The organism is Bartonella senegalensis OS02, from assembly GCF_000312545.1.
GTDB lineage: Bacteria > Pseudomonadota > Alphaproteobacteria > Rhizobiales > Rhizobiaceae > Bartonella > Bartonella senegalensis.
In genome coordinates, this window is sequence record NZ_HE997540.1 from 83,891 (window position 1) to 107,212 (window position 23,322).

Here is a 23,322-nt window from a genome sequence, read left to right on the forward strand (position 1 = left end):
AAAGACATATAAAAAACCATGCATGTCTCAATATCTTTAGATGTTTTTCTCTTATTGTCGCGATATTTTTTACAAAAATCTTTCTTAAATTAGCGGCTTTTTCTATAAAAAATCTTAATCTTTTTCTTCTTTTTCAGTTTCCGCACGATATTGTATAACGTCATCAACCAAACCAAATTGTTTAGCTTCTTCCGCTGTCATAAAATGATCACGATCGAGCGTTCTTTCAATAACCTCATAATCCTGACCTGTATGTTGAACATAAATCTCATTTAAACGCCGTTTCATCTTTATAATATCTTGCGCATGCCGCTCAATATCTGAAGCCTGACCTTGAAAACCACCAGATGGCTGATGCACCATAATACGTGCATTAGGCAAAGTAAAACGATGCCCCTTCGCTCCAGCCGTTAAAAGAAGTGACCCCATAGATGCCGCCTGCCCCATGCAAAGTGTAGAAACAGGAGGGCGAATAAACTGCATAGTATCATAAATTGCCATACCAGATGTTACGACACCACCTGGAGAGTTTATATAAAGGCTAATTTCTTTCTTAGGATTTTCCGCTTCTAAGAAGAGCAATTGTGCACAAACAAGCATCGCCATCCCGTCTTCAACAGGACCATTAATAAAAATAATCCGCTCTTTTAAAAGACGAGAAAAAATATCATAGGCCCGTTCACCACGATTAGTTTGTTCAATAACCATAGGCACAAGGCTCAATGCTGTTTTTATTGGATCACTCATATTTTTACTTTCCATTCATATAATAATCACTCTTCACACATTTAACGCTTTATCCATAGGCTAACACTAGTCTCTTACGCAAGCCACAATCAACAGTCCCTCAGGCAAAATTAAAATCCCAATGGTTAAAATAGCAATAACAATTCTAACTGAACAAATCATGAGCACCAAGAATACGAGACACTGCCCAATGGTAAAAGCTTCCTTCTTGAGGTTTTTGAGTGGTCTTTGCCTTTCTGTGGATATGAAATCCTATAAAATAGGGATCGGTGAGTGGTTCAACACCAAAAGCTGGATCAAAAATATGTTCACTTTTTCGCCCCGTCCAATAATAAAAAGTTTCCTTTTTCTTTGCTTCATGAAAAAAACCATACCGTTTAGCCAATCGTGAAATACCATCATTGCCAAAGATCGTAACTCCAAGATTTGCAGGTAAAATAGGCATTTTTTTCCTCTTTAACCAAAATGGCTTCCAAACACGACGTTTAAACCCAAGCCACTCAGGTATCATTTCTGTGCCTGCCAAATAATCTTCAAACACCTTTATAATAGGGTTATCGGGTGGAAAATAAAGTGCAGACACACCAACCCTTAAAGCATTTTCTCTTGCAAACCAAATTTTATTCACATCTGGATGAAATTGTTTAACCAGATAAACATCTGTATCCAACCAAACACCCTGTTGATATTTCATCAACATAACACGAAAAAAATCCGAAAACTGAACAATTGTACACCCTGGTTTACTCTCAGAAAAATTGGGGTCAAGGCGGTAAATTGCCGAACGTGGTAAAATTGATTCGGCTTCATGCAATTCAACACCGGCAGGTAAATTTTCTACTTTATCATAGCTAAAGAGCTTAACACGCTGCCCAGTTTTTACCATTGAAGACAAACAAAGTCTGTCAACTAGTCTCAATTTTCCACCGTACCAAAAAGTGCAAATATCCATAAGCAATATATTAAAAATATTCCAAACTTACACGAAAAAGTTGTTCAACATCACGAACACATTCAGCCAGAGCAAAAATCACGATCCGATCGCCAGGCAAAATACGCGTATCTGCTGAAAGCTGTATGATTGTTTTATTACGATAAATCGCACCAATCCTTAAACCTTCTGATAAACCAAGCTCTGACAATGACTTACCAACCAATGAAGAGGTTTGCATCACTTCAGCTTCAATAATTTCTGCTTGACCATTAAAAACCGAATGAACAGCACGAATACGCCCACGACGCATTTGTTGCAAAATTCTCGATATTGTCACACTATGTGGATTAAGATAGGCATCTACACCAACTGTGCGGCTAAATTCCTGATAAGCAACATTATTGATCAACACCATATTGGCTTTGCATCCCAGTCTTTTAGCAATAATAGCACTCAAAAGATTGACCTGATCTTGATTAGTCAATGTAATCATTAAATCGGCCTGCTCAATTCCAGCATCCTGAAGAATCACTGTATCTAATACATTGCCATATAAAACAGTGGTTTTTTCCAGTTGATCAGCAATTGTGAGCGCTCTCTCTCTTTGCGATTCTATAATTTTTAACCTTAATTTATGGAGGCGCTTTTCAATAGCTTGAGCAACATAAAGACCTATGTGACCACCCCCTGCAATAATCATGCGATGGGCATCTTGTTCTTTATGACCAAAAAGCCCAACTGCACGGCGCACCTGATCACGAGCAGCAACAAGATAAGTGATATCGCCAACCTGTAATTGTGTCTCTGAATGCGCTACTAATAATTCTGAGCCGCGTTTAATAGCAGTAACCGTCGTGCTAAGATCTGGAAAAAGCTCCGTTAACTGACGCAAAGGTGTATTAATAACTGGACAATCTTCCATACATTCCAAGGCTAACGCAACAATATCATCGTTACAAAAATAAAGAACATCTATTGCACCGGGCAGTGCAATACGACGCAGAACCATCTCCCCAACTTCAATTTCTGGCGAAATAACTACATCAATGGGGATATTTTCTCGCGCAAAAAGCATCTTATAGCGTGGCTCTAAATAGGATTGCGAGCGAATACGTGCAATTTTTGTTGGAACATTGAACAATGAATGCGCCACCTGACAAGCCACCATATTGACTTCATCAAATAAAGTTACTGCAATCAACATATCAGCTTTGTCTGCATCAGCAGCTAAAAGTACCTCAGGACGAGAACCATATCCAACAAAACCTCTCACATCTAATGTATCGCGAATTTTTTCAATTAATCTCTCTTCAATATCGATAACAGTGACATCGTGATTTTCAGCAGCAAGACGCTCTGCTATCCCATAACCAACCTGTCCCGCCCCGCAAATAATAACGCGCATAATCTATGAAACTCCAAGTGCCTTAAGCTTACGGTGCAAAGCTGAACGTTCCATACCTATAAATTCAGCTGTACGCGATATATTCCCCCCCAAACGCCCAATCTGCGCCTCTAAATACTTCTTTTCAAACAATTCTCGTGCTTCACGCAACGGTAAATCCATTATACTCTCATCTGTATCCATTTGAAGGCGCGGCAAAGAATCACTTACTTCACTAGGAAGAAATTCTGCTGTTATTGGGTCATCACCATCACGTACAAGAATCAGAAGACGCTCAATATTGTTGCGCAATTGCCGCACATTACCTGGCCAAGCATGTGCTTGCAAAATAGCCATGACATCATCACTAATTTCACGTGGTTTAATACCAACCTGCTGCGATATCTTTTTAACAAAATGGTGGACAAGTTCTGGAATGTCTTCACGACGTGCTGAAAGTGGTGGAACAGAAATAGGAACAACCGAAAGACGGTGAAAAAGATCTTCCCTAAAACGCCCATCAGAAATGAGATTTTCAAGATTCTGGGCTGTTGAAGAAATAATGCGAACATCTACCTTGACACGCTTTGTCCCACCAACCCTTTCAAATGTCTGCCCTGTCAATACTCGAAGAATCTTACCTTGTGTCTCACGTGGCATATCGGCAATTTCATCAAGATATAATATTCCACCATGAGCTTCTTCTAATGCACCAATCTTACGCTCTCCTCCCTCCGTTTCGCTGCCAAATAATTCTATTTCCATTCTTTCAGGAGTAATCGTTGCAGCATTTATTGTGACAAATGGCCCATTTGAACGGGTTGAAAGCGCATGAATAGCACGTGCCACCATCTCTTTTCCTGCACCTGAAGGACCTGTAATCATGATGCGACTATTGGTGGGTGCTACTTTTTCTATGATTTGGCGTAAATGTTTTATAGCAGTCGATGTTCCAAGCAGTTCCAATGTCTCATTCGAGCGCTTTCGTAATTCTAAAAGCTCACGTTTTAAATTTGAGTTCTCAAGAGTTCGTTCTGCAACCAAGATAAGACGATCAGCTTTAAAAGGTTTTTCAATAAAATCATATGCTCCTCGTTTTATTGCAGAAACAGCTGTTTCAATAGTACCATGACCAGAGATCATAACCACTGGAAGAGCAGGATATCGCGTTTTAATTTCATCAAGCAGCGCTAATCCATCGAGACGACTTCCTTGCAACCAAATATCCAAAAAAATCAGCTTTGGAAGACGCGCACTAATTTGTGATAAGGCTTCATCAGAATTACATGCAACACGTGTTTCATAGCCCTCATCATCTAAAATGCCAGCAATAAGCTCACGAATATCCGCTTCATCATCGACAATTAAAATATCTGATACCATTTTATTCCCCTATCTTATGATTTATGGCTTGTATCACATTACTCTGCTTAGCCCCATCAGCTGGAAATATTAAACGGATCATCGCTCCACGACCTTCATAAAAGTTTTTTGGTGCGTCATGCAATTCCATGTAACCACCATGATCTTCAATAACTTTGCGCACAATAGCCAATCCAAGCCCTGTGCCTTTTTCCCGCGTTGTGATATAAGGTTCTAATAATTTTTGCCTTTGCTCTTTAGGAAGTCCTTTACCATTATCAATCACATCCACAACTATAGACCCTTCTTCATGATAAGAACGTACAAAAATGTGACCATGAATGCTCTCTTCTCGCGTGACTGAGTCTATAGATTCGCTTGCGTTTTTGATAACATTACAAAAAGCTTGCACAATGAGACGGTTGTCAAATGCGCCCATAAGCGGTGCACTTCCTAAGTCCTGTTCAAAATGAATATCATGTCGCGTAACTTCTATCAAGAAACATGCTTCACGCAGTAATCCACGTATATCTAAAATATTCATTTGAGGTTTGGGCATACGTGCAAAAGAAGAGAACTCATCAACCATACGCCCAATATCTCCAACTTGGCGAATAATCGTATCAATACACCGGTCAAAAACTTCTCGATCTTGTGTAATAACTTTATTATAACGTTTACGAATACGTTCAGCTGATAATTGAATAGGAGTCAGTGGATTTTTAATTTCGTGTGCAATACGGCGTGCAATATCTGCCCAAGCCGATGAACGCTGTGCTTCAACAAGGTCGGTGATATCGTCAATCGTTAGAACCCAAGATTGCCCTTGTCCATCATTCTCTTCCATTGTAATTTGCACATTACAAAAGCGTTCTTGTCCCGCAACACTTAAAGTAACCTGCTCACGATGATTTTTTCGAGCTAATGAACGTGCAAACTGAAAAACCTGATCAATTTCAGCACTTAACGATAAAAGACTATGTCTAATAACTTGTTCAGAGCGAATATCAAACATCGTTTCCATAGACCGATTAATAATTGTAATATCCCCATTATCATCAATTCCAGCCACCCCTGCTGTTACACCAGACAAAACAGCTTCAGAAAAACGTCGCCTCTCATCAATTTGATCACGAACTGCAATCAACTCATTGCGTCGACTTTTCAGTTCACTGACCATGTAATTAAAAGTTTTTGATAACTGCCCAATATCTCCATCCCTGGCACGGACTGGCACAAAAACTTCCATATTTCCAGACGCTACATCATCAGCAGCACTAATAAGAAGGCGAATAGGACGTACCAAACGATCAGCAACAGCAATACCCGCCCAAATAGCAGACAAGAATAAACTAAAAAAAAGACACAGATAAAGCATACCAAATGCGATTTGCGTCAGCAGACGGTTTTCATTTAAATCACGATAACGATCTGTATTAACTTCCGTCAAACGCAAAGCAGATAAAACGTCTTTATCAACATCACGCACCAGATATAAAAATGTGTTTGGAATATTGGTAAATTTTAAAATAATGCCAAAATAATCATGAACACCCGGTTGAAAAGAAAAAGGTCTTGCACTCGTTGCACGCTCAATAAGATGGGAAGGGGGTATAGGGAGTTTATCCTCATCACCAAGATCACTTGATATAAAAACAGTTCCACTAGAACTTAACAAAAACGCCCCACGCAGATTGCGCCCTATAGCATGACGCGTCAACTGCATCCGATATTCGGCTGGATTATGCTCTAAAAGCTTTTTGTTATCAAGTGCGAATGCCATAGCGTAGGATAAATTCTTCAAATTTTGCAACATTTCATCTGCATAAGCATTGGCTAAATCAATAGAAGAACCTACAATTTGCCGTGTCGTTGTATCAAACCATCGATCAAGACCTAAATTGAGAGCAGGTCCCGATACAAGAGCCACTGCAACGGCTGGCATCGTTGCAACAAGCGCAAATAATGAAATAAGGCGCACGTGAAGACGCGAGCCCGCACGTCTTGAACGCCACGCACGAATGATGGGAGTCATCTCGTAAAAAACAATGATCACAAGCCCTAAAACCCAAACACTATTAATCCCTATAAGAATGAGGGTTACAGCTCTGCTGGGAACAACAGGGGTTAATCCAATAAGAATAATAAATGAAACAGATGCTGTTAATAAAGCCAACACAATAATTGTGATACCTAAAAAGATATACACCTTACTTAAGCGATACAATTCATCGTTATGAGTATTTTGTTCTCTATCATTCGTCACAGATGTTGTATTCATAATTCGCTTATACTACCTTATCCCATTGTCTCCATATAACCTTTTGTGACAAAAATTGACAAGACCACATTTAAAATATAGCCAATAAAGAGACTTCTACATTTTCCGAAATTTCTTTAACATAAAGCGCATTCGGTAATATTTTACAGAGGAGATGAGATGCGGTTAACAAAACAGACAAATTATGCCTTCCGGATTCTCATGTATTGTGCAGATAATCAGGAATCTCTAAGCCGTATCCCAGAAATTGCCAAAGCATATGCTGTTTCTGAACCTTTTTTATTTAAAATTCTTCAACCCCTTGTTGAAGCAGGTTTTTTAAAAACAGTACGAGGACGTAATGGTGGCGTTAAATTAGCTAAATCTGCAGCAGAGATTTCGGTGGCTGATGTCGTAAAAGTAACAGAAGATAACTTTTCCATGGCAGAATGTTTTGATACTGCAAAATCTAACTGCCCATTGATCGATTTTTGTGGCTTAAATACCGCACTTCAAAGAGCATTAAATGCTTTTTTTGATGTATTATCTGTAATATCTCTTGCTGATCTGCAACGCCCCTCTTTTCGAAATCAATTAAAGATTGATAATCGTGAAATATTCAACTCAAATCATACAAAAGGCAACTGAGTAACACATAAGGAAAATCAATCATTTCTATTGCAGCAATTATATTAGCCGCTGGACGCGGTAAAAGAGCAGGGTCGCTCCTAGAAAAACCAAAACAATACCGACTTTTAGGACAAGAGCCGGTTATTTGCCATACTGTGCGTTGTTTTTGCCAGAATCCAGCCATCACAACGATTATCCTCGTTATTCATCCAGAGGACCACCAAATCTGTGAACAGACCCTTACCGATTTTAAAGAACGGCTTATCATTGTTGAAGGAGGCAACACACGCCAAATATCTACCTTACGTGGGCTTCAGGCACTTAAAAAGTTTAAGCCTAAATATGTGCATATTCATGATGGTGTACGCCCCTTTATCGAAAACAAGCTCCTCGAGCAAATCCATATCACCATCAACCCTCAAGAAGGCGTTCTCCCCATTCTCGCCATCTCTGATACTCTCAAACGTGTCAATAGCGCTCACTATGTTTTAGAAACAATTCCACGCGCAGATCTTTATAGTGCACAAACTCCACAGTGTTTTCCTTTTGAACGTATCTTAGCGGCCCATGAAAAAGCAAACCAAGCTTGCAAAAAAGAATTCACCGATGATTCTGCAATTGCGGAATGGTTTGGTATTCCTATGCGTACCATTCCTGGAGACCCTCACAACATAAAAATCACATGGCACGAAGATTTTGATACTGCACATTTATACCTTCAGAAAAAAATGCAAATATTTCCTGATATCCGCACCGGCAATGGTTACGATGTTCATTCTTTCGAAGAAGGAACTTCTCTTATATTATGTGGCATAAAAGTTCCTTTTCATAAAAAATTAAATGGACACTCTGATGCTGATGTCGCTCTTCATGCACTCACAGATGCCCTTCTTGCTACCCGAGGAGCGGGAGATATTGGCACACATTTTCCACCCTCTGATCCTCAATGGAAAAATGCATCTTCAGAAATTTTTCTCCTTCATGCTCTGGATATTGTTAAACAAGCAGGTGGTCGTATCGCCAATGTTGATATCACACTGATCGCTGAAGACCCTAAAATCGGCCCCTATCGCCATGCAATGATAGAAAATCTTATGAATATACTCACACTTTCACCCGATCGAATCTCCATAAAAGCCACAACAAATGAAAAGCTTGGATTTATTGGTCGTGGCGAAGGGATTGCAGCTTTTGCAACGGCGAGTGTCCTTTACCCAGGAGAAATTCTCTCATGACATATTTTTGCGAAAAACAGGCACGCGAAGTCCTTACAGCTTGTCGCCAAAAAGGTTTACGTTTAGCAACTGTCGAGTCTTGCTCAGGGGGCCTCATTGCTGCAAATCTTACCAATATTGCAGGATCATCCGATGTGCTCGATTGTGGATTTGTTGTTTACTCAAATGAAGCTAAAATGCGCCTTGTCGGTGTACGTGCTGAACTTATAAATACCCATGGTGCCGTTTCAAAAGAAGTTGTGCTTGCAATGGCCGAAGGCGGATTAAAATATTCACAAGCTGAAATTGCAATCGCTGTAACAGGAATTGCAGGACCAGAAGGAGCGTGTGTCAATAAACCGGTAGGACTTGTGCATTTCGCAGTTGCTTACAAAAACCATAAAACTCTACATAAAGAAATGCGCTTTGACAAGCTTGAGCGCAAGGCTATCCGTCATGCAACCGTTGAAAATGCTTTGAAAATGATCTTGGAATCTCTGCAATGACATTCTTTCCATCTGATTTCCATATGACACAACACTCCCATCATGGTCCATGACATTATAATAAGTATCATAAATTCAACTGAATAAATTATGTTACCGGAGTACCATAAACCCTATGAGCACGTCTTTCAAAAGCATCGGTAAATTTATGAAAAGCAACATCAAACATTGAGCCCATTATCAGCCCAAGCATTTTGTTTTTAAATTCATAATCAATGAAAAATTCTATATTACAAATGTCGCTCTTCTCAGTATGATAAAAGGCCCAACGATTTTCAAGATATTTAAATGGACCATCAATATATCGAACCTCTATGATTTTTTCCTTTGGCCGAAGAAAGACTTGGGTTGTGAAAGTTTCTCGGATCAGTTTATAGCCAACTGTCATATCAGCAAGAAGTAATGTCTTTCCCTCACATTCCTTGCGAGAACGGATTATCAAAGCTTCACACATCGGTAAGAATTCCGGATAGCATTCAATATCTGCAACAAGATCAAACATTTCACGAGCACTATGGGCAATTTGCTGATGTGTTGTAAAAGTTGGCATAACTATCTCTGTAAAGCAAATTTTTCATCACGTGCTTTTTGCAAAATTGCAAAATCATCGCCTGCATGATGCGATGAACGCGTCAGAGGATTGGAAGCCATGTGTAAAAAACCTTTCACTTTACCAATTTTGGCAAAAGACTCAAATTCTTCAGGTGTTACAAAACGAATAACTGGATGATGCTTTCGAGTAGGCTGCAAATACTGCCCAATTGTCATAAAGTCAACATCAGCGGAGCGCAAATCATCCATCAATTGGAGAATTTCATTTCTTTCTTCTCCAAGACCAACCATAATCCCTGATTTTGTAAAGATTGTCGGGTCAAGTTCTTTAACACGTTGTAAGAGACGAATCGAATGAAAATAACGGGCTCCTGGACGAACTTTTAAATATTTAGAAGGAACTGTTTCTAAATTATGATTAAAAACATCAGGTTTAGCAGCAACAACAATTTCTAAAGCTCCATCCTTATGGCGAAAATCAGGTGTGAGAACTTCAATTGTTGTTTTAGGAGCTTTTTGACGAATCGCATAAATAACTTTCGCAAAATGTTTAGCACCACCATCAGGAAGGTCATCACGATCAACTGAGGTAATAACAACATGTTTTAATTCCATCCGTGCAACAGCATCTGCAACACGTTCTGGCTCGTTCTCATCAACAGCGAGTGGAATGCCTGTTGCAACATTGCAAAATGCACATGCCCGCGTACATATTTCACCCAAAATCATAAAGCTGGCATGACGCTGGCTCCAACATTCACCAATATTGGGGCAACCTGCTTCTTCACATACGGTTACTAATTTATGAGCACGGACAATACCATGCGTTTCCTTATAGACCTGTGATGTTGGTGCTTTTACACGAATCCAATCCGGTTTTTTTTGAACGCTTGTATCAGGACGATGCGCCTTTTCAGGATGACGCAAACGTCTATTTGTAACTCTATCAACAACCGTAACCATTTAAGCCTTTGCCTTATCAATATGGAATGCCAATAAAAAATGAAACACAAAATTTTTCAGACAATCCAGTCATCAAGCATTTAAAACTTGACCATAAGCATCCAACACACTCTCTTTCATCATTTCCGATAATGTTGGATGTGGAAAGACAGTATGCATCAATTCCTCTTCGGTTGTTTCAAGATTCATAGCAATAACAAAACCTTGAATCAATTCTGTTACCTCTGCCCCCACCATATGCGCCCCAAGAAGCTGTCCTGTTTTTTTATCAAAAATAGTTTTTACTAATCCCTGATCTTCACCCAAAGCAATCGCTTTGCCATTCGCAGAAAAGGAATAACGACCAACACGTATATCATAGCCTGCTTCTTTTGCCGCCGCTTCTGAAAGCCCTACAGAGGCAACTTGCGGTGTACAATATGTACAACCTGGAATTTTCCTTTTATCAAGCGGATGAATATTCTCCAATCCTGCAAGACGTTCAATGCATATGACACCTTCTTCTTCCGCTTTATGTGCTAACATAGGAGGACCAGCGACATCACCAATAGCGTAAATACCCTCTACACCTGTCCAACTCCACTCATCCGTAACAATGCACCCACGATCGGTTTTGATGCCCAAGGCTTCTAATCCAAGATTTTCAATATTACCCTGAACCCCAACAGCTGAAATCAGCCGATCCGCTGTTATTGTTTCTGTTTTCCCGTTAACATCAAGAGATGCAGTAACGGAATCGGAAGCTTTTTTAACCTTTGTCACTTTTGCCTGGCTAAGAATGCGAATGCCTTTTTTCTCTAACTGTTTACGAGCAAATTTTGAAATCTCAATATCCTCAGCTGGCATGATGTGAGGCATCATTTCAACAACAGTGACCTCTGCCCCCATATCATGATAAAAAGAAGCAAATTCAATGCCAATGGCCCCAGATCCCATGACCAAAAGTGATTTCGGCATGGCATGGGGAATCATAGCTTCAAAATACGTCCAAATGAACTTCCCATCTGGCTCAATACCAGGAAGGATACGAGGACGTGCACCCGTTGCAATAATGACGTGCTTTGCTTGATAAGTCCCTTCTCCCAATGTGCCTTTTGGTACTGGATTTTGCGGTTGCATAATCGGTTTTGAAGATGACGAAACTCTAATTTCTAAAAGCTGGCTCCCCTGCTCTTTCTTGGTAAGCTTTGCTTCGCCCCAAATAATATCGATTTTGTTTTTTTTCATCAAAAAACCAACACCAGCATTTAAACGTGCCGAAACTGCGCGCGAACGTGCCACAACATCTTTGATATTGGCTTCAATTGAACCGTTAAGCTTTAAACCGTAATCCTTCAAACGTTCAGAAAAATGCTTTATTTCCGCTGAACGTAAAAGTGCCTTTGTTGGAATACAACCCCAATTTAAGCAAATCCCTCCTAAATGTTCACGTTCAACAATCGCAGTCTTGAAGCCGCATTGCGCCGCACGAATTGCGGTTACATATCCGCCAGGACCCGATCCAATCACAATTACATCATAAAGATTCGCCACAGTAATCCCTCCATGGATATACACAAAAATGGATACGCATTCTTTGCGCTTAAGACCAAAAAATATGACAGAATTTTCTGGTGACTTTCATTCGACGCTTCATATAAGTGCCTTTACTAAATCAGAAGCAGCAATAACATAGCCCTTCAAACTCTTTAAATCCGCTTTTACCATATTAAACTCACCATACTCACACACACTTTACGTGAAGCATTTTTAAACAGCTCAAATGAGCATTGCTATTGGATTTTCAATCATCTTCTTAAAAGTCCGTGCAAGCTCTGCTGCTAGTGCACCATCAACAGCACGATGATCAGCGGAAAGTGTAACCGACATAACTGTCGCAACTGCTAATGTACCATTTTTAACAACAGCACGTTGCTCACCTGCACCAATAGCAAAAATCGTCGCATGCGGTGGATTAAGAATAGCAGAAAAACTTTTTACACCATACATCCCCATATTCGATACAGCTGTCGTTCCCCCCTGATACTCTTCCATTTTTAATTTGCGCTCACGTGCACGCTTTGCAAAATCCTTCATCTCATTAGAAATAATCGATAAAGATTTCTCCTCTGCATGGCGAACAATTGGTGTAATTAATCCATTCTCAACAGAAACAGCTACTCCAACATCACAGTGTTTGTGATGAAGTATTCCACCCTCAAGCCAAGAAACATTCGCATCAGGAACAGCCTGCAAAGAAAGTGCTACAGCTTTAATAATCATATCGTTAACGGAAAGCTTATAAGCAGGCTTAGAACCTTCTTGCATTTTCATTACTGGTGCAGCAGCATTCAATTGCGTACGTAACTGTAATAACGCATCAAGTTCACAATCAAGTGTTACATAGAAATGTGGCACTCTCTGCTTAGATTCCACCAAACGTTTGGCGATTGTTTTACGCATATTATTATGGGGCGTGAATGTATATTCATCCTCTTTAAAGAGTTGCAGTATATGTTTGTCAGAAGTACCTGCACCTGCCAGCTGTTCAATTTGTGAAGAACAAGAAGCCGTTAAAACACCACCTTTCATGAACTTTTCTACATCTCGCTTGATAATACGCCCATGAGGACCACTTCCAGAAAGACGTGATAAATCAAGACCAGCTTGAGCTGCTAATCGCCGCGCTAAGGGAGAAGCAAAAAGACGTATTTTCTCTTTCCCTTGCTGCATTAATTGCTGAACTGATGAGACAGGAGAGATCTGTGCTATCTTTGAATCTCTCTGTTTTGCATCTTCTGATTCTTTCATTGCAGAAGAAGAGGTTTCCTCTGCAACCTTTGCCACTTCAGCTAAATCTTCTCCTTCTTCTGCTAAAACAACAATTAAACTGTTCACTTTAACGCCTTGCGTTCCAGCAGGAACAACAATCTTAGCAACAGTTCCTTCATCAACGGCCTCTACTTCCATTGTTGCTTTATCGGTCTCAATTTCAGCAATTATATCACCAGAAGAAACTTTATCCCCCTCCTTGATATTCCATTTTGACAAGTTGCCTTCTTCCATTGTTGGGGAAAGCGCAGGCATTGTAATCTTAATGGGCATAGTGCTTTCCTCCCTTATGCGTTATACGTCACAGCCTTAACGGCTTCAACAATTTCAGCGGTATTAGGCAAAGCCAATTTTTCAAGATTTGCAGCATAAGGCATCGGAACGTCTTTTCCAGCAATTGTAGCAACTGGTGCATCAAGATAATCAAAAGCCTGCTGCATAACACGCGTTGCTATTTCAGTGCCAACAGATGACTGCGGATATCCCTCTTCAATTGTTACCAAACGACCTGTTTTTTTAACTGAAGAAATAATTGTTGGAAGATCCATCGGACGAATGGTCCGTAAATCAATCAATTCAACATCAATATCCAATTTTTCAATTTCAGGCAATGCTTGAACTGCATAATGCATACCAATCCCACACGCAACGATCGTCACATCTTGTCCAGATTTATGAATACGCGCTTTTCCAATAGGTAAAACAAAATCATCTATTTGTGGAACATCAAATTGATGACCATATAAAATCTCATTTTCAAGGAAAATAACGGGATTGTCATCACGAATAGCAGCTTTTAGCAAACCTTTTGCATCGGCAGCACTGTAAGGCATAACAACTTTAAGACCTGGAACATGACTATACCAAGCAGCATAACATTGAGAATGCTGAGCACCAACACGTGCAGCAGCCCCATTGGGACCTCGAAAAACCATAGGAGCTGTCATTTGCCCACCAGACATATAACGAGTTTTCGCTGCAGAATTAATAATCTGGTCAATTGCCTGCATAGCAAAATTAAATGTCATAAACTCGACAATAGGCCGCAGCCCTCCAAAAGCAGCACCAACAGCCAACCCTGCAAAACCATGTTCTGTAATTGGTGTATCAATAACTCGGCGTGCACCAAATTCTTCCAATAAACCTTGGCTAACCTTATAAGCACCTTGATATTGCGCGACTTCTTCCCCCATGAGGAAAACCATTTCATCACGCCGCATCTCTTCAGCCATAGCCTGATTGAGTGCTTCACGTACCGTCATCGTAACCATTTGTGTGCCCGCTGGAATATCAAAATCAGGAGGAGTAGTCATAATAGGATGCTGTGGCACTGATGAAGAAAAAGAATAAGACGCGCTCCCATTCTTTTGATGCGTATTTACAGAATCTGCAGTCTGTGAAATATCCTCAACAGTTTCACCTTCTTCCAACAAGACCGCAATAACGGTGTTAACCTTCACCCCTTCAGAACCTTCAAGCACACAAATTCTCCCAAGAGTACCTTCATCGACAGCCTCTACTTCCATCACTGCTTTATCTGTCTCAATTTCAGCAATAATGTCACCAGAACTCACTTTATCGCCTTCTTTCTTGAGCCATTTAGATAATTTACCTTCTTCCATCGTTGGTGAAAGCGCTGGCATCAAAATATCAATAGACATACTCGCTTCCCTCGCATCAAACTAAAACATCAGTATAAAGCTCAGAAGCATCTGGCTCTTGATCACTTTGCGCAAAATCTGCCGCATCCGCGACAATCGCACGCACCTCTTTATCAATAGATTTTAAATCGTCTTCGCTTGCAAAACCTTGTTTAAGAATTCGATTTTTTACCTGATCAATCGGATCCTGCTCCTCTTTTATTTTTTGGACTTCTTCCTTTGAGCGATATTTTGCTGGATCAGACATGGAGTGACCACGATAGCGATAGGTCTGCATATCAAGAAGAAGCGGTCCTTTCCCTGAACGTGCCCAAGTAATTGCTTCATCCGCAGCTCCTTTTACTGCTCGAACATCCATACCATTAACAACAATACCTGGAATTTCAAAGGAAAGACCACGACGAGAAAAATCCGTTTCTGCCGATGCACGGGCAACTGATGTCCCCATAGCGTACTGATTATTTTCAATAATATAGACAACGGGAAGCTTCCATAGAGAAGCCATGTTAAAACTTTCGTAAACTTGCCCCTGATTGGCAGCACCATCACCAAAATATACCAATGTTACGTTATCTTTACCAAGGTACTGATTCGAAAATGCCAAACCAGAGCCAATCGGAACCTGTGCACCAACAATGCCATGTCCGCCATAAAAATTCTTTTCTTTAGAAAACATATGCATCGATCCCCCTTTCCCCTTGGAAAATCCGCCTTGACGCCCTGTTAATTCTGCCATTACACCACGAGGGCTCATCCCAACCGCCAACATATGTCCATGATCCCGGTAAGATGTTATAACCTGATCACCTTCTTTGGCTGCCTTTAGCGTTCCAACAACAACAGCTTCCTGCCCAATATAGAGATGACAAAATCCACCAATAAGCCCCATACCATAAAGTTGCCCTGCCTTTTCTTCAAAACGGCGAATTAAAAGCATCTCACGGTAAGCATCCATTTCCTCTTCTTTTGTAAAACTGGCTATTTGTGCTTTCTTTGTGGTGTTTGATAATGCATTATGCCCCACCAACGCAGAATTTTTTTTAGATCGTTCTGCCATATTAAACTCCCTTTTATGATTATTTAGGAATAACCTTTACGAACAAAAGTTACAAGCATTATCAATCAAGCTTAAATAATATCACGGGGAATTGTTTGAAAATATTGTTTGAAATTAGGTGATTTTTCATTAACTCTTCATATCATTTAAAGGAGTTAAAATCGTCAATTCATTCGGCTTAGAAAAGTCTAAATTTTTCCTCACATACTCATCCAGCATGTCCTTTTCAATATGCCCATTGCGTAAAAGAGAAATACGCTTTTCAATGAGCATCCGCTCAGCTTCTAATTTCTGAAGTTCCTCTTCTAATGCAAAAATATGTTGATTCACTTCACTGCGTGAATACAATCCATACTCACCATGATAAATGTGATAACTGAAATAACTTAACACTCCTACCGTCATCAGTGGGAGCACAAAGCGTATTTTGATTGATCTGCGTTTCTGCTTTGTCCACATAAAATAATAGCACAGTCTTTACAGCATAATCCTCTTAATATTTGACCCCACTCTGCATTATTTTGATTAATACCTCATTACCAAATGTATACATGTACACATTTATTACTGTATGTGAGTATCCTCCGATACTATATCATATTACCCACTTCATATTACAGCACATAAGCCTCTACCAATTTGTAATTTGGTACCCATCTTCGTCAGTAAATTTGCCAGCTATAATAACTATAAAATCAATAATTATCCAAATCACAGACACAAATGTCCCTACAAATGAGAAAGTCAGAATAAGCATTAAAAAACCAGACCCAATTTTGCCAACCATAAAGCGGTGGGCACCAACCATCCAAAAAACCAACAAACAAGTGCTAATACCAATTTTGATTGTTTTGACTGTTGTTGACTCAAGAGAGGGAAAACAGATTTAATGACATCACCCTCACACACAAAATCAACGGTATCACTGACTCTTGGTGGATTTTTTCCTAACCAATCCCAAGTCACAAATTGATAGCGCTTACCATCCTCACCAGCAACGAGATAAGCCCCTCGATCCTGACTAATAATCTCACCTTTCATTTTTACTACCTCTGAAATTGCTACTCATGTGTTATTCACAAGAAGCTGTCCTTCTTATTTGATAAGTTGGTGAATTTGACTGTGTGAATACAAACTGTATTCACCAGAATAAATGAATAATGAAAATAGCTTAAAATCCCCCATTGACTTAAAATTCCCCACTAAAATAAACAGCAATACAAAACACCCTGAATGATTTGCATTACTATTTTATTGATATAAAATATGCACAGTCTTTCTTATATTCTTTGTCAACTGTACATGTCTTTTCAATATCTTAACAAATATACAGACCAGATCATTCTTCTGTTATATACTTGATCTAGTTTTTATCAACGACGTGGGGACGGTAATTATAGGTGTTATTTGATCTTTCTCTTTTGTTTGTAATGTAAAAGTTTCTACCAACGTGTAATTTGCTTGCCATTTTTGTCAGTAAATTTTCCCGCCGCAATCACTATAAAATCAACGATTGCCCAAATCCCTGTAACTATCAAGCCAAAAAGTGTTAAAGAGAGAATAAGCATTAAAGCGCCAGTTTTCACTTTACCAACCATAAAACGGTGAACACCAAATACGCCAGTGAACCAACAAATGAGTGCTAACATTGGTTTTGAAGGCTCTAAACCTTGTTGTAGCAATGGGAATACAGAATTGACACTATCCCCTTCACACACAAAGTCAACAGTATCACCCACCATCGGCGGATTTTTTCCTAACCAATCCCAAGTTGCAAACTGATAACGCTGACCATCATCACCAGAAACAAGATAAGTCCCCTGATCTTGACTAATAATTATACCTCTCATCTTTTAACACCTAATAATTGTTGTTCCCACGTCGTTGATAAAAAATTAGATCTCGTAATTGTGTTCAAATGATATCATAATCTAAAATCTTGCATTCATCCCCATCAACAATACCAATGTCCCGCATAACATGCCTGATCTCCCAGCATTTCTTCAATACGAATAAGCTGATTATATTTTGCTAATCTATCTGAACGAGCAAGAGAACCCGTTTTAATTTGTCCACAATTGGTTGCAACGGCAAGATCCGCAATAAAAGAATCTTCTGTTTCACCTGAACGATGAGATATAATGGCGCGATAACCTGCTTTATGGGCTGTCTCTACAGCATCAAGCGTTTCACTCAACGTGCCAATCTGGTTTACTTTAATAAGAATAGAATTGGCTGCTCCCCTTTTGATACCATCACGCAAACGTGCAGAATTTGTTACAAATAAATCATCGCCAACAAGCTGACATTTTTTACCAATCGAATCAGTGAGCAACTTCCAACCTTCCCAATCATCCTCAGCCATCCCATCTTCAATCGTAATAATAGGATAAGTTTTAATAAGTCCTGCTAAATAATCTACTTGTTCACCCACATCACGACACTTCCCCTCGCCTTCATAAAAATACGAACCATTTTTATAAAATTCAGTTGCAGCACAATCCAAACCAAGAGCAATTTGTTCCCCTGGTTTATACCCACAGGCTATTATAGATTCCATCATAAAATCAATTGCCTGCTCAGCGCTTTTCAATTGAGGTGCAAAGCCACCTTCATCACCAACATTGGTATTATAACCTGCATCTTTCAAACGTTTTTTTAACGTGTGAAAGATTTCAGCACCATAGCGAACAGCTTCTTTTAACGTAGATGCCCCTACAGGAATAATCATAAATTCTTGAAAATCAATCGGATTATCAGCATGGACACCCCCATTAATAATATTCATCATTGGTATTGGAAGAACATGTGCCCGTGTTCCACCAATATAACGATATAGAGGTAAAGATAATGACTCTGCTGCCGCTTTTGCAACAGCCAATGAAACACCAAGAATTGCATTAGCCCCAAGGCGTGCCTTGTTTGGTGTTCCATCCAAGGCAATCATTGCTTGATCAATGCCGATCTGATTTCTGGCATCCCGCCCACCAAGTTCCTCAAGAATCTCACCATTGACTGCAGCAACTGCTTTTTCAACGCCCCTCCCTTGATAGCGCTTACCGCCATCACGTAGTTCTACAGCTTCATGTGCCCCCGTCGATGCTCCAGAGGGAACAAGAGCACGACCAATAGCTCCATCTTCTAAATGAACATCAACTTCTATCGTTGGATTACCTCGGCTATCTAGTACTTCCCGTCCAATAATATCGACAATTATAGTCATTTGCGTTTCCTCATCCAACAAAAGTCTTAATCACTTTAAACACCATAATGAGAAATATCTTCTCTATTCAATTGATCTTTTTTGACAGATAATCAAATTCCATTAAAGTCTCAAGCAGTCTTTGTAAATGATCAATTTTAACCATATTGGGTCCATCAGAAGGGGCATTATCTGGATCTTGATGTGTCTCTAAAAAAATACCGGCGACCCCAACCGAAACAGCTGCACGCGCCAAAATCTCAACAAATTGACGCTGTCCACCGGATGAATCACCTTGACCACCTGGCTCCTGAACAGAATGCGTTGCATCAAAAATAACAGGAGCACCAAAAGACCGCAAAATAGGCAATGAACGCATATCAGAAATAAGCCGATTATAACCAAATGAAGTGCCGCGTTCACAAAGCATAACATTCCGGTTCCCGCTTTGCGTAACCTTCTTTAAAACATTTTTCATATCCCACGGCGCTAAAAACTGACCTTTTTTAATATTAATAATACGCCCCGTTTTGGCTGCGGCTACCAAAAGATCTGTTTGACGACATAAAAAAGCAGGTATTTGCAAAATATCGACTGTTGAAGCAACAACAGCACAGTGCTCTTCTGTATGCACATCAGTCAAAATCGGACAACCAAACTCCTTCTTCAAATCAGAAAAAATAGTCATGGCTTTTTCAAGACCAACACCACGTACTGCACTTAGAGACGTTCTGTTGGCTTTATCGTAACTCGATTTATAAACAAACCCAATACCAACTTGATCTGTAATTTCCTTAATTCTGCCTGCCATTTCAAAAGCGTGATCACGACTTTCTATCTGACATGGCCCTGCAATTAATGAAAAAGGCGCTTCATTTGAAAAAATAACATTTCCAACTTTCACAATCGCATTTGGGGTATTTGGTTCAGACATTTTATCCCTCAAAAAGCAAATAACTCAATTTATCAAACTAAACCAATCGACTTTGTTCTATAGTGGCTTCAATAAAAGAAGAAAAAAGTGGATGTGGATCAAATGGACGTGATTTTAATTCTGGATGATATTGAACAGCAATGAACCATGGATGATCTGCATATTCTATCGTTTCTGGTAAAACACCATCAGGAGACATACCAGAAAAAACCAAACCACACTGTTCTAGCTTTTCTTTATAATCAATATTGACCTCATAACGATGACGATGTCGCTCGCAAATCCTTGTCATGCCATAAATTTGGGCAATATGGCTATTTTCTTTTAACTCTGCGGCAAAAGCACCAAGACGCATGGTACCACCAAGATTGCTATAGTGTGTGCGCTTCTCAAGAACATCCCCTTTGGACCATTCTGTCATTAAACCTACAATCGGATTTTTAGTTGCGCAAAACTCACTTGATGAAGCATTCTCAATCTGTGCAATATTGCGCGCTGCTTCTATACAAGCCAATTGCATCCCAAAACAAATACCGAAAAATGGAACTTTACGTTCTCGCGCAAATTGAATTGCTCGCATTTTACCTTCTGCACCACGCGCCCCAAAAGCACCAGGAACCAAAATTCCATGAACTTTTTGTAAAGTGGACGTAGGATCTTCTCTTTCAAAAAGCTCCGCATCAATCCATTCAATATTAACTTTGACTTTATTAGCTAAACCACCATGCGCAATCGCTTCGGTAAGAGATTTATAAGCATCTTTTAAGCCCGTATATTTCCCAACAACAGCAATTGTCACTTCCCCTTCGGGATGGTGAATTCGATGTGTAATATCTTCCCAACGATCCATGTTGGGTTTATGTGTTGGATGCATTCCAAAAGCAGAAAGAACTTCTGAATCCAATCCCTCTTTATGATATGCTATGGGAACATCATAAATCGTTGGCATATCTAATGCCTGAATAACGGCAGTGGGACGAACATTACAAAAAAGTGACAATTTATTCCGCTCTGTTTCTGGAATAGGCCTATCTGCGCGCACCAACAAAATATCGGGAGCAATACCAACTGATTGTAATTCTTTAACAGAATGCTGCGTTGGTTTGGTTTTTAATTCACCAGCCGAAGAAATATAAGGCATTAATGTAAGATGCACATAAATAACATTCTGTCTTGGCAATTCATTGTGAAGCTGACGAATCGCTTCAAGAAAAGGCATCGCTTCAATGTCACCAACGGTGCCACCTATTTCACATAAAACAAAGTCAAACTCTTCGTTTCCGGTAGTAATGAATCTCTTGATTTCATCAGTAACATGAGGAATCACTTGGACTGTTGCACCCAAATAATCACCACGTCTCTCTCGTTCAATGATATTGCGATAAATACGCCCTGTCGTAATGTTGTCTTGGCTATTTGCACAACGTCCGGTAAAACGCTCATAATGACCAAGATCAAGATCTGTTTCCGCACCATCGTCGGTGACAAACACCTCACCATGTTGATAAGGCGACATGGTACCTGGATCAACATTTAAATAAGGATCAAGTTTGCGAAGCCGTACGCGATAACCACGAGCCTGCAATAATGCAGCTAAAGCTGCAGCTGCGATGCCTTTTCCAAGGGAAGAAACCACACCACCAGTAATAAAAACATAACGTGCCATGGGCTTATAGTGATAAGCAGTTTATAATGATTTTTCCAGCAAAAAATGCAAAAAGAAACATTTTTTTCTATAAAATAAAAAAAGGTGAAAAATCACCTTTTTTCAATCTACACTCTCTTGAAAAAACTACTTTGTATCATTACCAGGAACTGGGTTTTCAGCTGCGGGATGATCTTTAGGCTGATTTTGTTCCTGAGATGAAACCGAACCATCACCTAGCTTCTCAAGAATAGAGGGTTCAGACTCACTCTCTGATGATGGTGTCGTTTCTAGAGTGTCTTTATTTGTAGAATTTTGTTCTTTATGAACCGGAATACGCTTGAGAATATCAGAACTGGAGTTCGATATACTGCCTACCACAGTAAGTCCAATGGATACCGCAAAAAAACAGCAGGCTAAAATAGCCGTTAAACGAGACAGCGCATTTTTACTCCCACGGGTTTTCATCAACCCCGAACCACTACTCACACCAAGCCCGCCACCTTCCGAAGGTTGGATTAATATAATACCAACCAAAGTAATAACAATCAAAAAATGGATAACAATAAGTACTGTTTGCATAAATCCTGCTCTTCAAATAACTCTTCATGGCTATTTACACATAAATTGCACATAATCCAAGGAAAAACCAAGTTTCTCTCTTATAATTTACGATAAACATCGCAAATAGTTAAAAAATCAATCGCTTTTAAACTTGCTCCACCTATCAGAGCACCATTCACATGAGCAGTACTAAGAAGCTCGAATGCATTGGATGGTTTTACTGATCCACCATAAAGCAAACGTATCTTGCTCCCTTCATCACCAAAACGAGAACGCATTTTATGATGAATAAAATCATGCACCTCTGCAACATCTGCTGAAGTCGCTGTATTGCCTGTTCCTATAGCCCATACAGGTTCATAAGCGATAATGATACTTTCTGCTGTTGTACCATCTGGTAAAGATCCTTCAAGTTGCCGTGTAAGCACCTCCAAAACTTTATTACTTTTGCGCTCTTCCAATGTTTCTCCAATACAAACAAGAGCAACAAGACCTGCTCGCCACGCCGCTTGCACTTTAGCACAAACAATTGCATCACTTTCTTGATAAACTGTGCGACGTTCTGAATGCCCAATAATAACATGGCTTGCTCCTGCTTCTTTAAGCATAAAAGCTGAAATATCTCCAGTATAAGGACCATAATCATCAAAATGACAATTTTGCCCCCCTAGGAGAATATTTTCTCCACCTAGAATATCAGAAGCACGGGATAAAAGCGTTGCTGGAACACAAATAAGCGCTTCAAATAAACGACCTAAATCAGAGCTAATGCCAGCGGCAATGGCACGCAACTCTCCAAGAGATTCACCGGTTCCATTCATTTTCCAATTTCCAGCAATAAAAGGGCGGATATTTGGAGACATATTTTTACCTCAAGAGCGATCACAACATATTGT

General features: G+C 39.8%; 21 protein-coding genes and 1 pseudogene. 3 read left to right on the top strand and 19 right to left on the bottom strand.

The window, feature by feature from the left end:
• Positions 1 to 114: 114 nt before the first annotated feature.
• The 5 genes from clpP to BN200_RS00370 all read right to left on the bottom strand — a co-directional run bounded on the left by clpP (position 115) and on the right by BN200_RS00370 (position 6,708).
• On the bottom strand, positions 115 to 747 hold the full coding sequence (gene clpP, locus BN200_RS00350; protein WP_034988804.1) for an ATP-dependent Clp endopeptidase proteolytic subunit ClpP: 633 nt from the start codon (positions 745 to 747) through the stop codon (positions 115 to 117).
• Between the two features lie 145 nt (positions 748 to 892).
• A complete protein-coding gene (locus BN200_RS00355; RefSeq protein ID WP_034988519.1) occupies positions 893 to 1,699 on the bottom strand; it encodes a glycosyltransferase family 32 protein in 807 nt (268 codons plus the stop codon).
• A 10-nt stretch (positions 1,700 to 1,709) separates the two neighbouring features.
• Complete coding sequence (gene trkA / locus BN200_RS00360; RefSeq protein WP_019220414.1) at positions 1,710 to 3,086, bottom strand: Trk system potassium transporter TrkA; 1,377 nt, start codon at positions 3,084 to 3,086, stop codon at positions 1,710 to 1,712.
• A 3-nt stretch (positions 3,087 to 3,089) separates the two neighbouring features.
• Positions 3,090 to 4,448: a nitrogen assimilation response regulator NtrX gene (gene ntrX, locus BN200_RS00365; RefSeq protein WP_019220415.1), complete on the bottom strand. Its 1,359-nt coding sequence runs from the start codon at positions 4,446 to 4,448 to the stop codon at positions 3,090 to 3,092.
• A 1-nt stretch (position 4,449) separates the two neighbouring features.
• Complete coding sequence (locus BN200_RS00370) at positions 4,450 to 6,708, bottom strand: sensor histidine kinase NtrY-like (protein ID WP_019220416.1); 2,259 nt, start codon at positions 6,706 to 6,708, stop codon at positions 4,450 to 4,452.
• A 159-nt stretch (positions 6,709 to 6,867) separates the two neighbouring features.
• Between BN200_RS00370 and rirA the strand changes: the two genes are divergently transcribed.
• The 3 genes from rirA to BN200_RS00385 are packed head-to-tail and all read left to right on the top strand — an operon-like array spanning position 6,868 to position 9,037.
• Positions 6,868 to 7,335, top strand: a complete 468-nt coding sequence (gene rirA, locus BN200_RS00375) for an iron-responsive transcriptional regulator RirA (RefSeq protein WP_019220417.1) — start codon at positions 6,868 to 6,870, stop codon at positions 7,333 to 7,335.
• A 20-nt stretch (positions 7,336 to 7,355) separates the two neighbouring features.
• Positions 7,356 to 8,552, top strand: a complete 1,197-nt coding sequence (locus BN200_RS00380; protein ID WP_341871742.1) for a bifunctional 2-C-methyl-D-erythritol 4-phosphate cytidylyltransferase/2-C-methyl-D-erythritol 2,4-cyclodiphosphate synthase — start codon at positions 7,356 to 7,358, stop codon at positions 8,550 to 8,552.
• A complete protein-coding gene (locus tag BN200_RS00385; protein WP_019220419.1) occupies positions 8,549 to 9,037 on the top strand; it encodes a CinA family protein in 489 nt (162 codons plus the stop codon). Before BN200_RS00380 ends, BN200_RS00385 begins: the two co-directional genes overlap by 4 nt.
• A gap of 88 nt (positions 9,038 to 9,125) precedes the next feature.
• Here the strand turns inward: BN200_RS00385 and BN200_RS00390 are convergent, their stop codons facing one another.
• The 14 genes and pseudogenes from BN200_RS00390 to tpiA all read right to left on the bottom strand — a co-directional run bounded on the left by BN200_RS00390 (position 9,126) and on the right by tpiA (position 23,289).
• The gene (locus BN200_RS00390; RefSeq protein ID WP_019220420.1) at positions 9,126 to 9,587 is read right to left on the bottom strand and encodes a type II toxin-antitoxin system RatA family toxin; all 462 of its coding nucleotides are present in this window, start codon (positions 9,585 to 9,587) and stop codon (positions 9,126 to 9,128) included.
• A 2-nt stretch (positions 9,588 to 9,589) separates the two neighbouring features.
• A complete protein-coding gene (gene lipA / locus BN200_RS00395; RefSeq protein WP_019220421.1) occupies positions 9,590 to 10,552 on the bottom strand; it encodes a lipoyl synthase in 963 nt (320 codons plus the stop codon).
• Between the two features lie 72 nt (positions 10,553 to 10,624).
• Positions 10,625 to 12,085, bottom strand: coding sequence for a dihydrolipoyl dehydrogenase (lpdA, locus tag BN200_RS00400; protein ID WP_019220422.1), 1,461 nt, complete (start codon positions 12,083 to 12,085; stop codon positions 10,625 to 10,627).
• Between the two features lie 225 nt (positions 12,086 to 12,310).
• Entirely contained in the window at positions 12,311 to 13,636 is a 1,326-nt protein-coding gene (locus BN200_RS00405) for a pyruvate dehydrogenase complex dihydrolipoamide acetyltransferase (protein WP_019220423.1), read from the bottom strand.
• A 14-nt stretch (positions 13,637 to 13,650) separates the two neighbouring features.
• The gene (locus tag BN200_RS00410; RefSeq protein ID WP_019220424.1) at positions 13,651 to 15,024 is read right to left on the bottom strand and encodes a pyruvate dehydrogenase complex E1 component subunit beta; all 1,374 of its coding nucleotides are present in this window, start codon (positions 15,022 to 15,024) and stop codon (positions 13,651 to 13,653) included.
• A 16-nt stretch (positions 15,025 to 15,040) separates the two neighbouring features.
• A complete protein-coding gene (gene pdhA / locus BN200_RS00415; RefSeq protein WP_019220425.1) occupies positions 15,041 to 16,081 on the bottom strand; it encodes a pyruvate dehydrogenase (acetyl-transferring) E1 component subunit alpha in 1,041 nt (346 codons plus the stop codon).
• 129 nt (positions 16,082 to 16,210) lie between these two features.
• Positions 16,211 to 16,540, bottom strand: coding sequence for an FtsB family cell division protein (locus BN200_RS00420; protein ID WP_019220426.1), 330 nt, complete (start codon positions 16,538 to 16,540; stop codon positions 16,211 to 16,213).
• 172 nt (positions 16,541 to 16,712) lie between these two features.
• A pseudogene (locus BN200_RS00425) lies at positions 16,713 to 17,122 on the bottom strand (TM2 domain-containing protein).
• Positions 17,123 to 17,523: 401 nt separating this feature from the next.
• Entirely contained in the window at positions 17,524 to 17,931 is a 408-nt protein-coding gene (locus BN200_RS00430; RefSeq protein ID WP_019220427.1) for a TM2 domain-containing protein, read from the bottom strand.
• A gap of 104 nt (positions 17,932 to 18,035) precedes the next feature.
• Positions 18,036 to 19,304 (bottom strand): phosphopyruvate hydratase, encoded by a 1,269-nt coding sequence (gene eno / locus BN200_RS00435; RefSeq protein ID WP_019220428.1) that lies wholly within the window; start codon positions 19,302 to 19,304, stop codon positions 18,036 to 18,038.
• 67 nt (positions 19,305 to 19,371) lie between these two features.
• Positions 19,372 to 20,217 carry a 3-deoxy-8-phosphooctulonate synthase gene (gene kdsA, locus BN200_RS00440; RefSeq protein WP_019220429.1) on the bottom strand — a complete coding sequence of 282 codons (846 nt, stop codon included), beginning with the start codon at positions 20,215 to 20,217 and terminating at the stop codon, positions 19,372 to 19,374.
• A 37-nt stretch (positions 20,218 to 20,254) separates the two neighbouring features.
• Positions 20,255 to 21,883, bottom strand: coding sequence for a CTP synthase (locus BN200_RS00445; protein ID WP_019220430.1), 1,629 nt, complete (start codon positions 21,881 to 21,883; stop codon positions 20,255 to 20,257).
• Positions 21,884 to 22,009: 126 nt separating this feature from the next.
• Positions 22,010 to 22,444, bottom strand: coding sequence for a preprotein translocase subunit SecG (gene secG / locus BN200_RS00450; protein WP_019220431.1), 435 nt, complete (start codon positions 22,442 to 22,444; stop codon positions 22,010 to 22,012).
• Between the two features lie 80 nt (positions 22,445 to 22,524).
• The gene (tpiA, locus tag BN200_RS00455) at positions 22,525 to 23,289 is read right to left on the bottom strand and encodes a triose-phosphate isomerase (protein ID WP_019220432.1); all 765 of its coding nucleotides are present in this window, start codon (positions 23,287 to 23,289) and stop codon (positions 22,525 to 22,527) included.
• Positions 23,290 to 23,322: the final 33 nt, after the last annotated feature.

Coding starts and splice junctions, on each gene's coding strand:
- clpP (WP_034988804.1), bottom strand. CDS start 747: ATGAGTGATCCAATAAAAACAGCATTGAGCCTTGTGCCTATGGTTATT.
- BN200_RS00355 (WP_034988519.1), bottom strand. CDS start 1,699: ATGGATATTTGCACTTTTTGGTACGGTGGAAAATTGAGACTAGTTGAC.
- trkA (WP_019220414.1), bottom strand. CDS start 3,086: ATGCGCGTTATTATTTGCGGGGCGGGACAGGTTGGTTATGGGATAGCA.
- ntrX (WP_019220415.1), bottom strand. CDS start 4,448: ATGGTATCAGATATTTTAATTGTCGATGATGAAGCGGATATTCGTGAG.
- BN200_RS00370 (WP_019220416.1), bottom strand. CDS start 6,708: ATGAATACAACATCTGTGACGAATGATAGAGAACAAAATACTCATAAC.
- rirA (WP_019220417.1), top strand. CDS start 6,868: ATGCGGTTAACAAAACAGACAAATTATGCCTTCCGGATTCTCATGTAT.
- BN200_RS00385 (WP_019220419.1), top strand. CDS start 8,549: ATGACATATTTTTGCGAAAAACAGGCACGCGAAGTCCTTACAGCTTGT.
- BN200_RS00390 (WP_019220420.1), bottom strand. CDS start 9,587: ATGCCAACTTTTACAACACATCAGCAAATTGCCCATAGTGCTCGTGAA.
- lipA (WP_019220421.1), bottom strand. CDS start 10,552: ATGGTTACGGTTGTTGATAGAGTTACAAATAGACGTTTGCGTCATCCT.
- BN200_RS00405 (WP_019220423.1), bottom strand. CDS start 13,636: ATGCCCATTAAGATTACAATGCCTGCGCTTTCCCCAACAATGGAAGAA.
- BN200_RS00410 (WP_019220424.1), bottom strand. CDS start 15,024: ATGTCTATTGATATTTTGATGCCAGCGCTTTCACCAACGATGGAAGAA.
- pdhA (WP_019220425.1), bottom strand. CDS start 16,081: ATGGCAGAACGATCTAAAAAAAATTCTGCGTTGGTGGGGCATAATGCA.
- BN200_RS00420 (WP_019220426.1), bottom strand. CDS start 16,540: ATGTGGACAAAGCAGAAACGCAGATCAATCAAAATACGCTTTGTGCTC.
- BN200_RS00430 (WP_019220427.1), bottom strand. CDS start 17,931: ATGAGAGGTATAATTATTAGTCAAGATCAGGGGACTTATCTTGTTTCT.
- eno (WP_019220428.1), bottom strand. CDS start 19,304: ATGACTATAATTGTCGATATTATTGGACGGGAAGTACTAGATAGCCGA.
- kdsA (WP_019220429.1), bottom strand. CDS start 20,217: ATGTCTGAACCAAATACCCCAAATGCGATTGTGAAAGTTGGAAATGTT.
- BN200_RS00445 (WP_019220430.1), bottom strand. CDS start 21,883: ATGGCACGTTATGTTTTTATTACTGGTGGTGTGGTTTCTTCCCTTGGA.
- secG (WP_019220431.1), bottom strand. CDS start 22,444: ATGCAAACAGTACTTATTGTTATCCATTTTTTGATTGTTATTACTTTG.
- tpiA (WP_019220432.1), bottom strand. CDS start 23,289: ATGTCTCCAAATATCCGCCCTTTTATTGCTGGAAATTGGAAAATGAAT.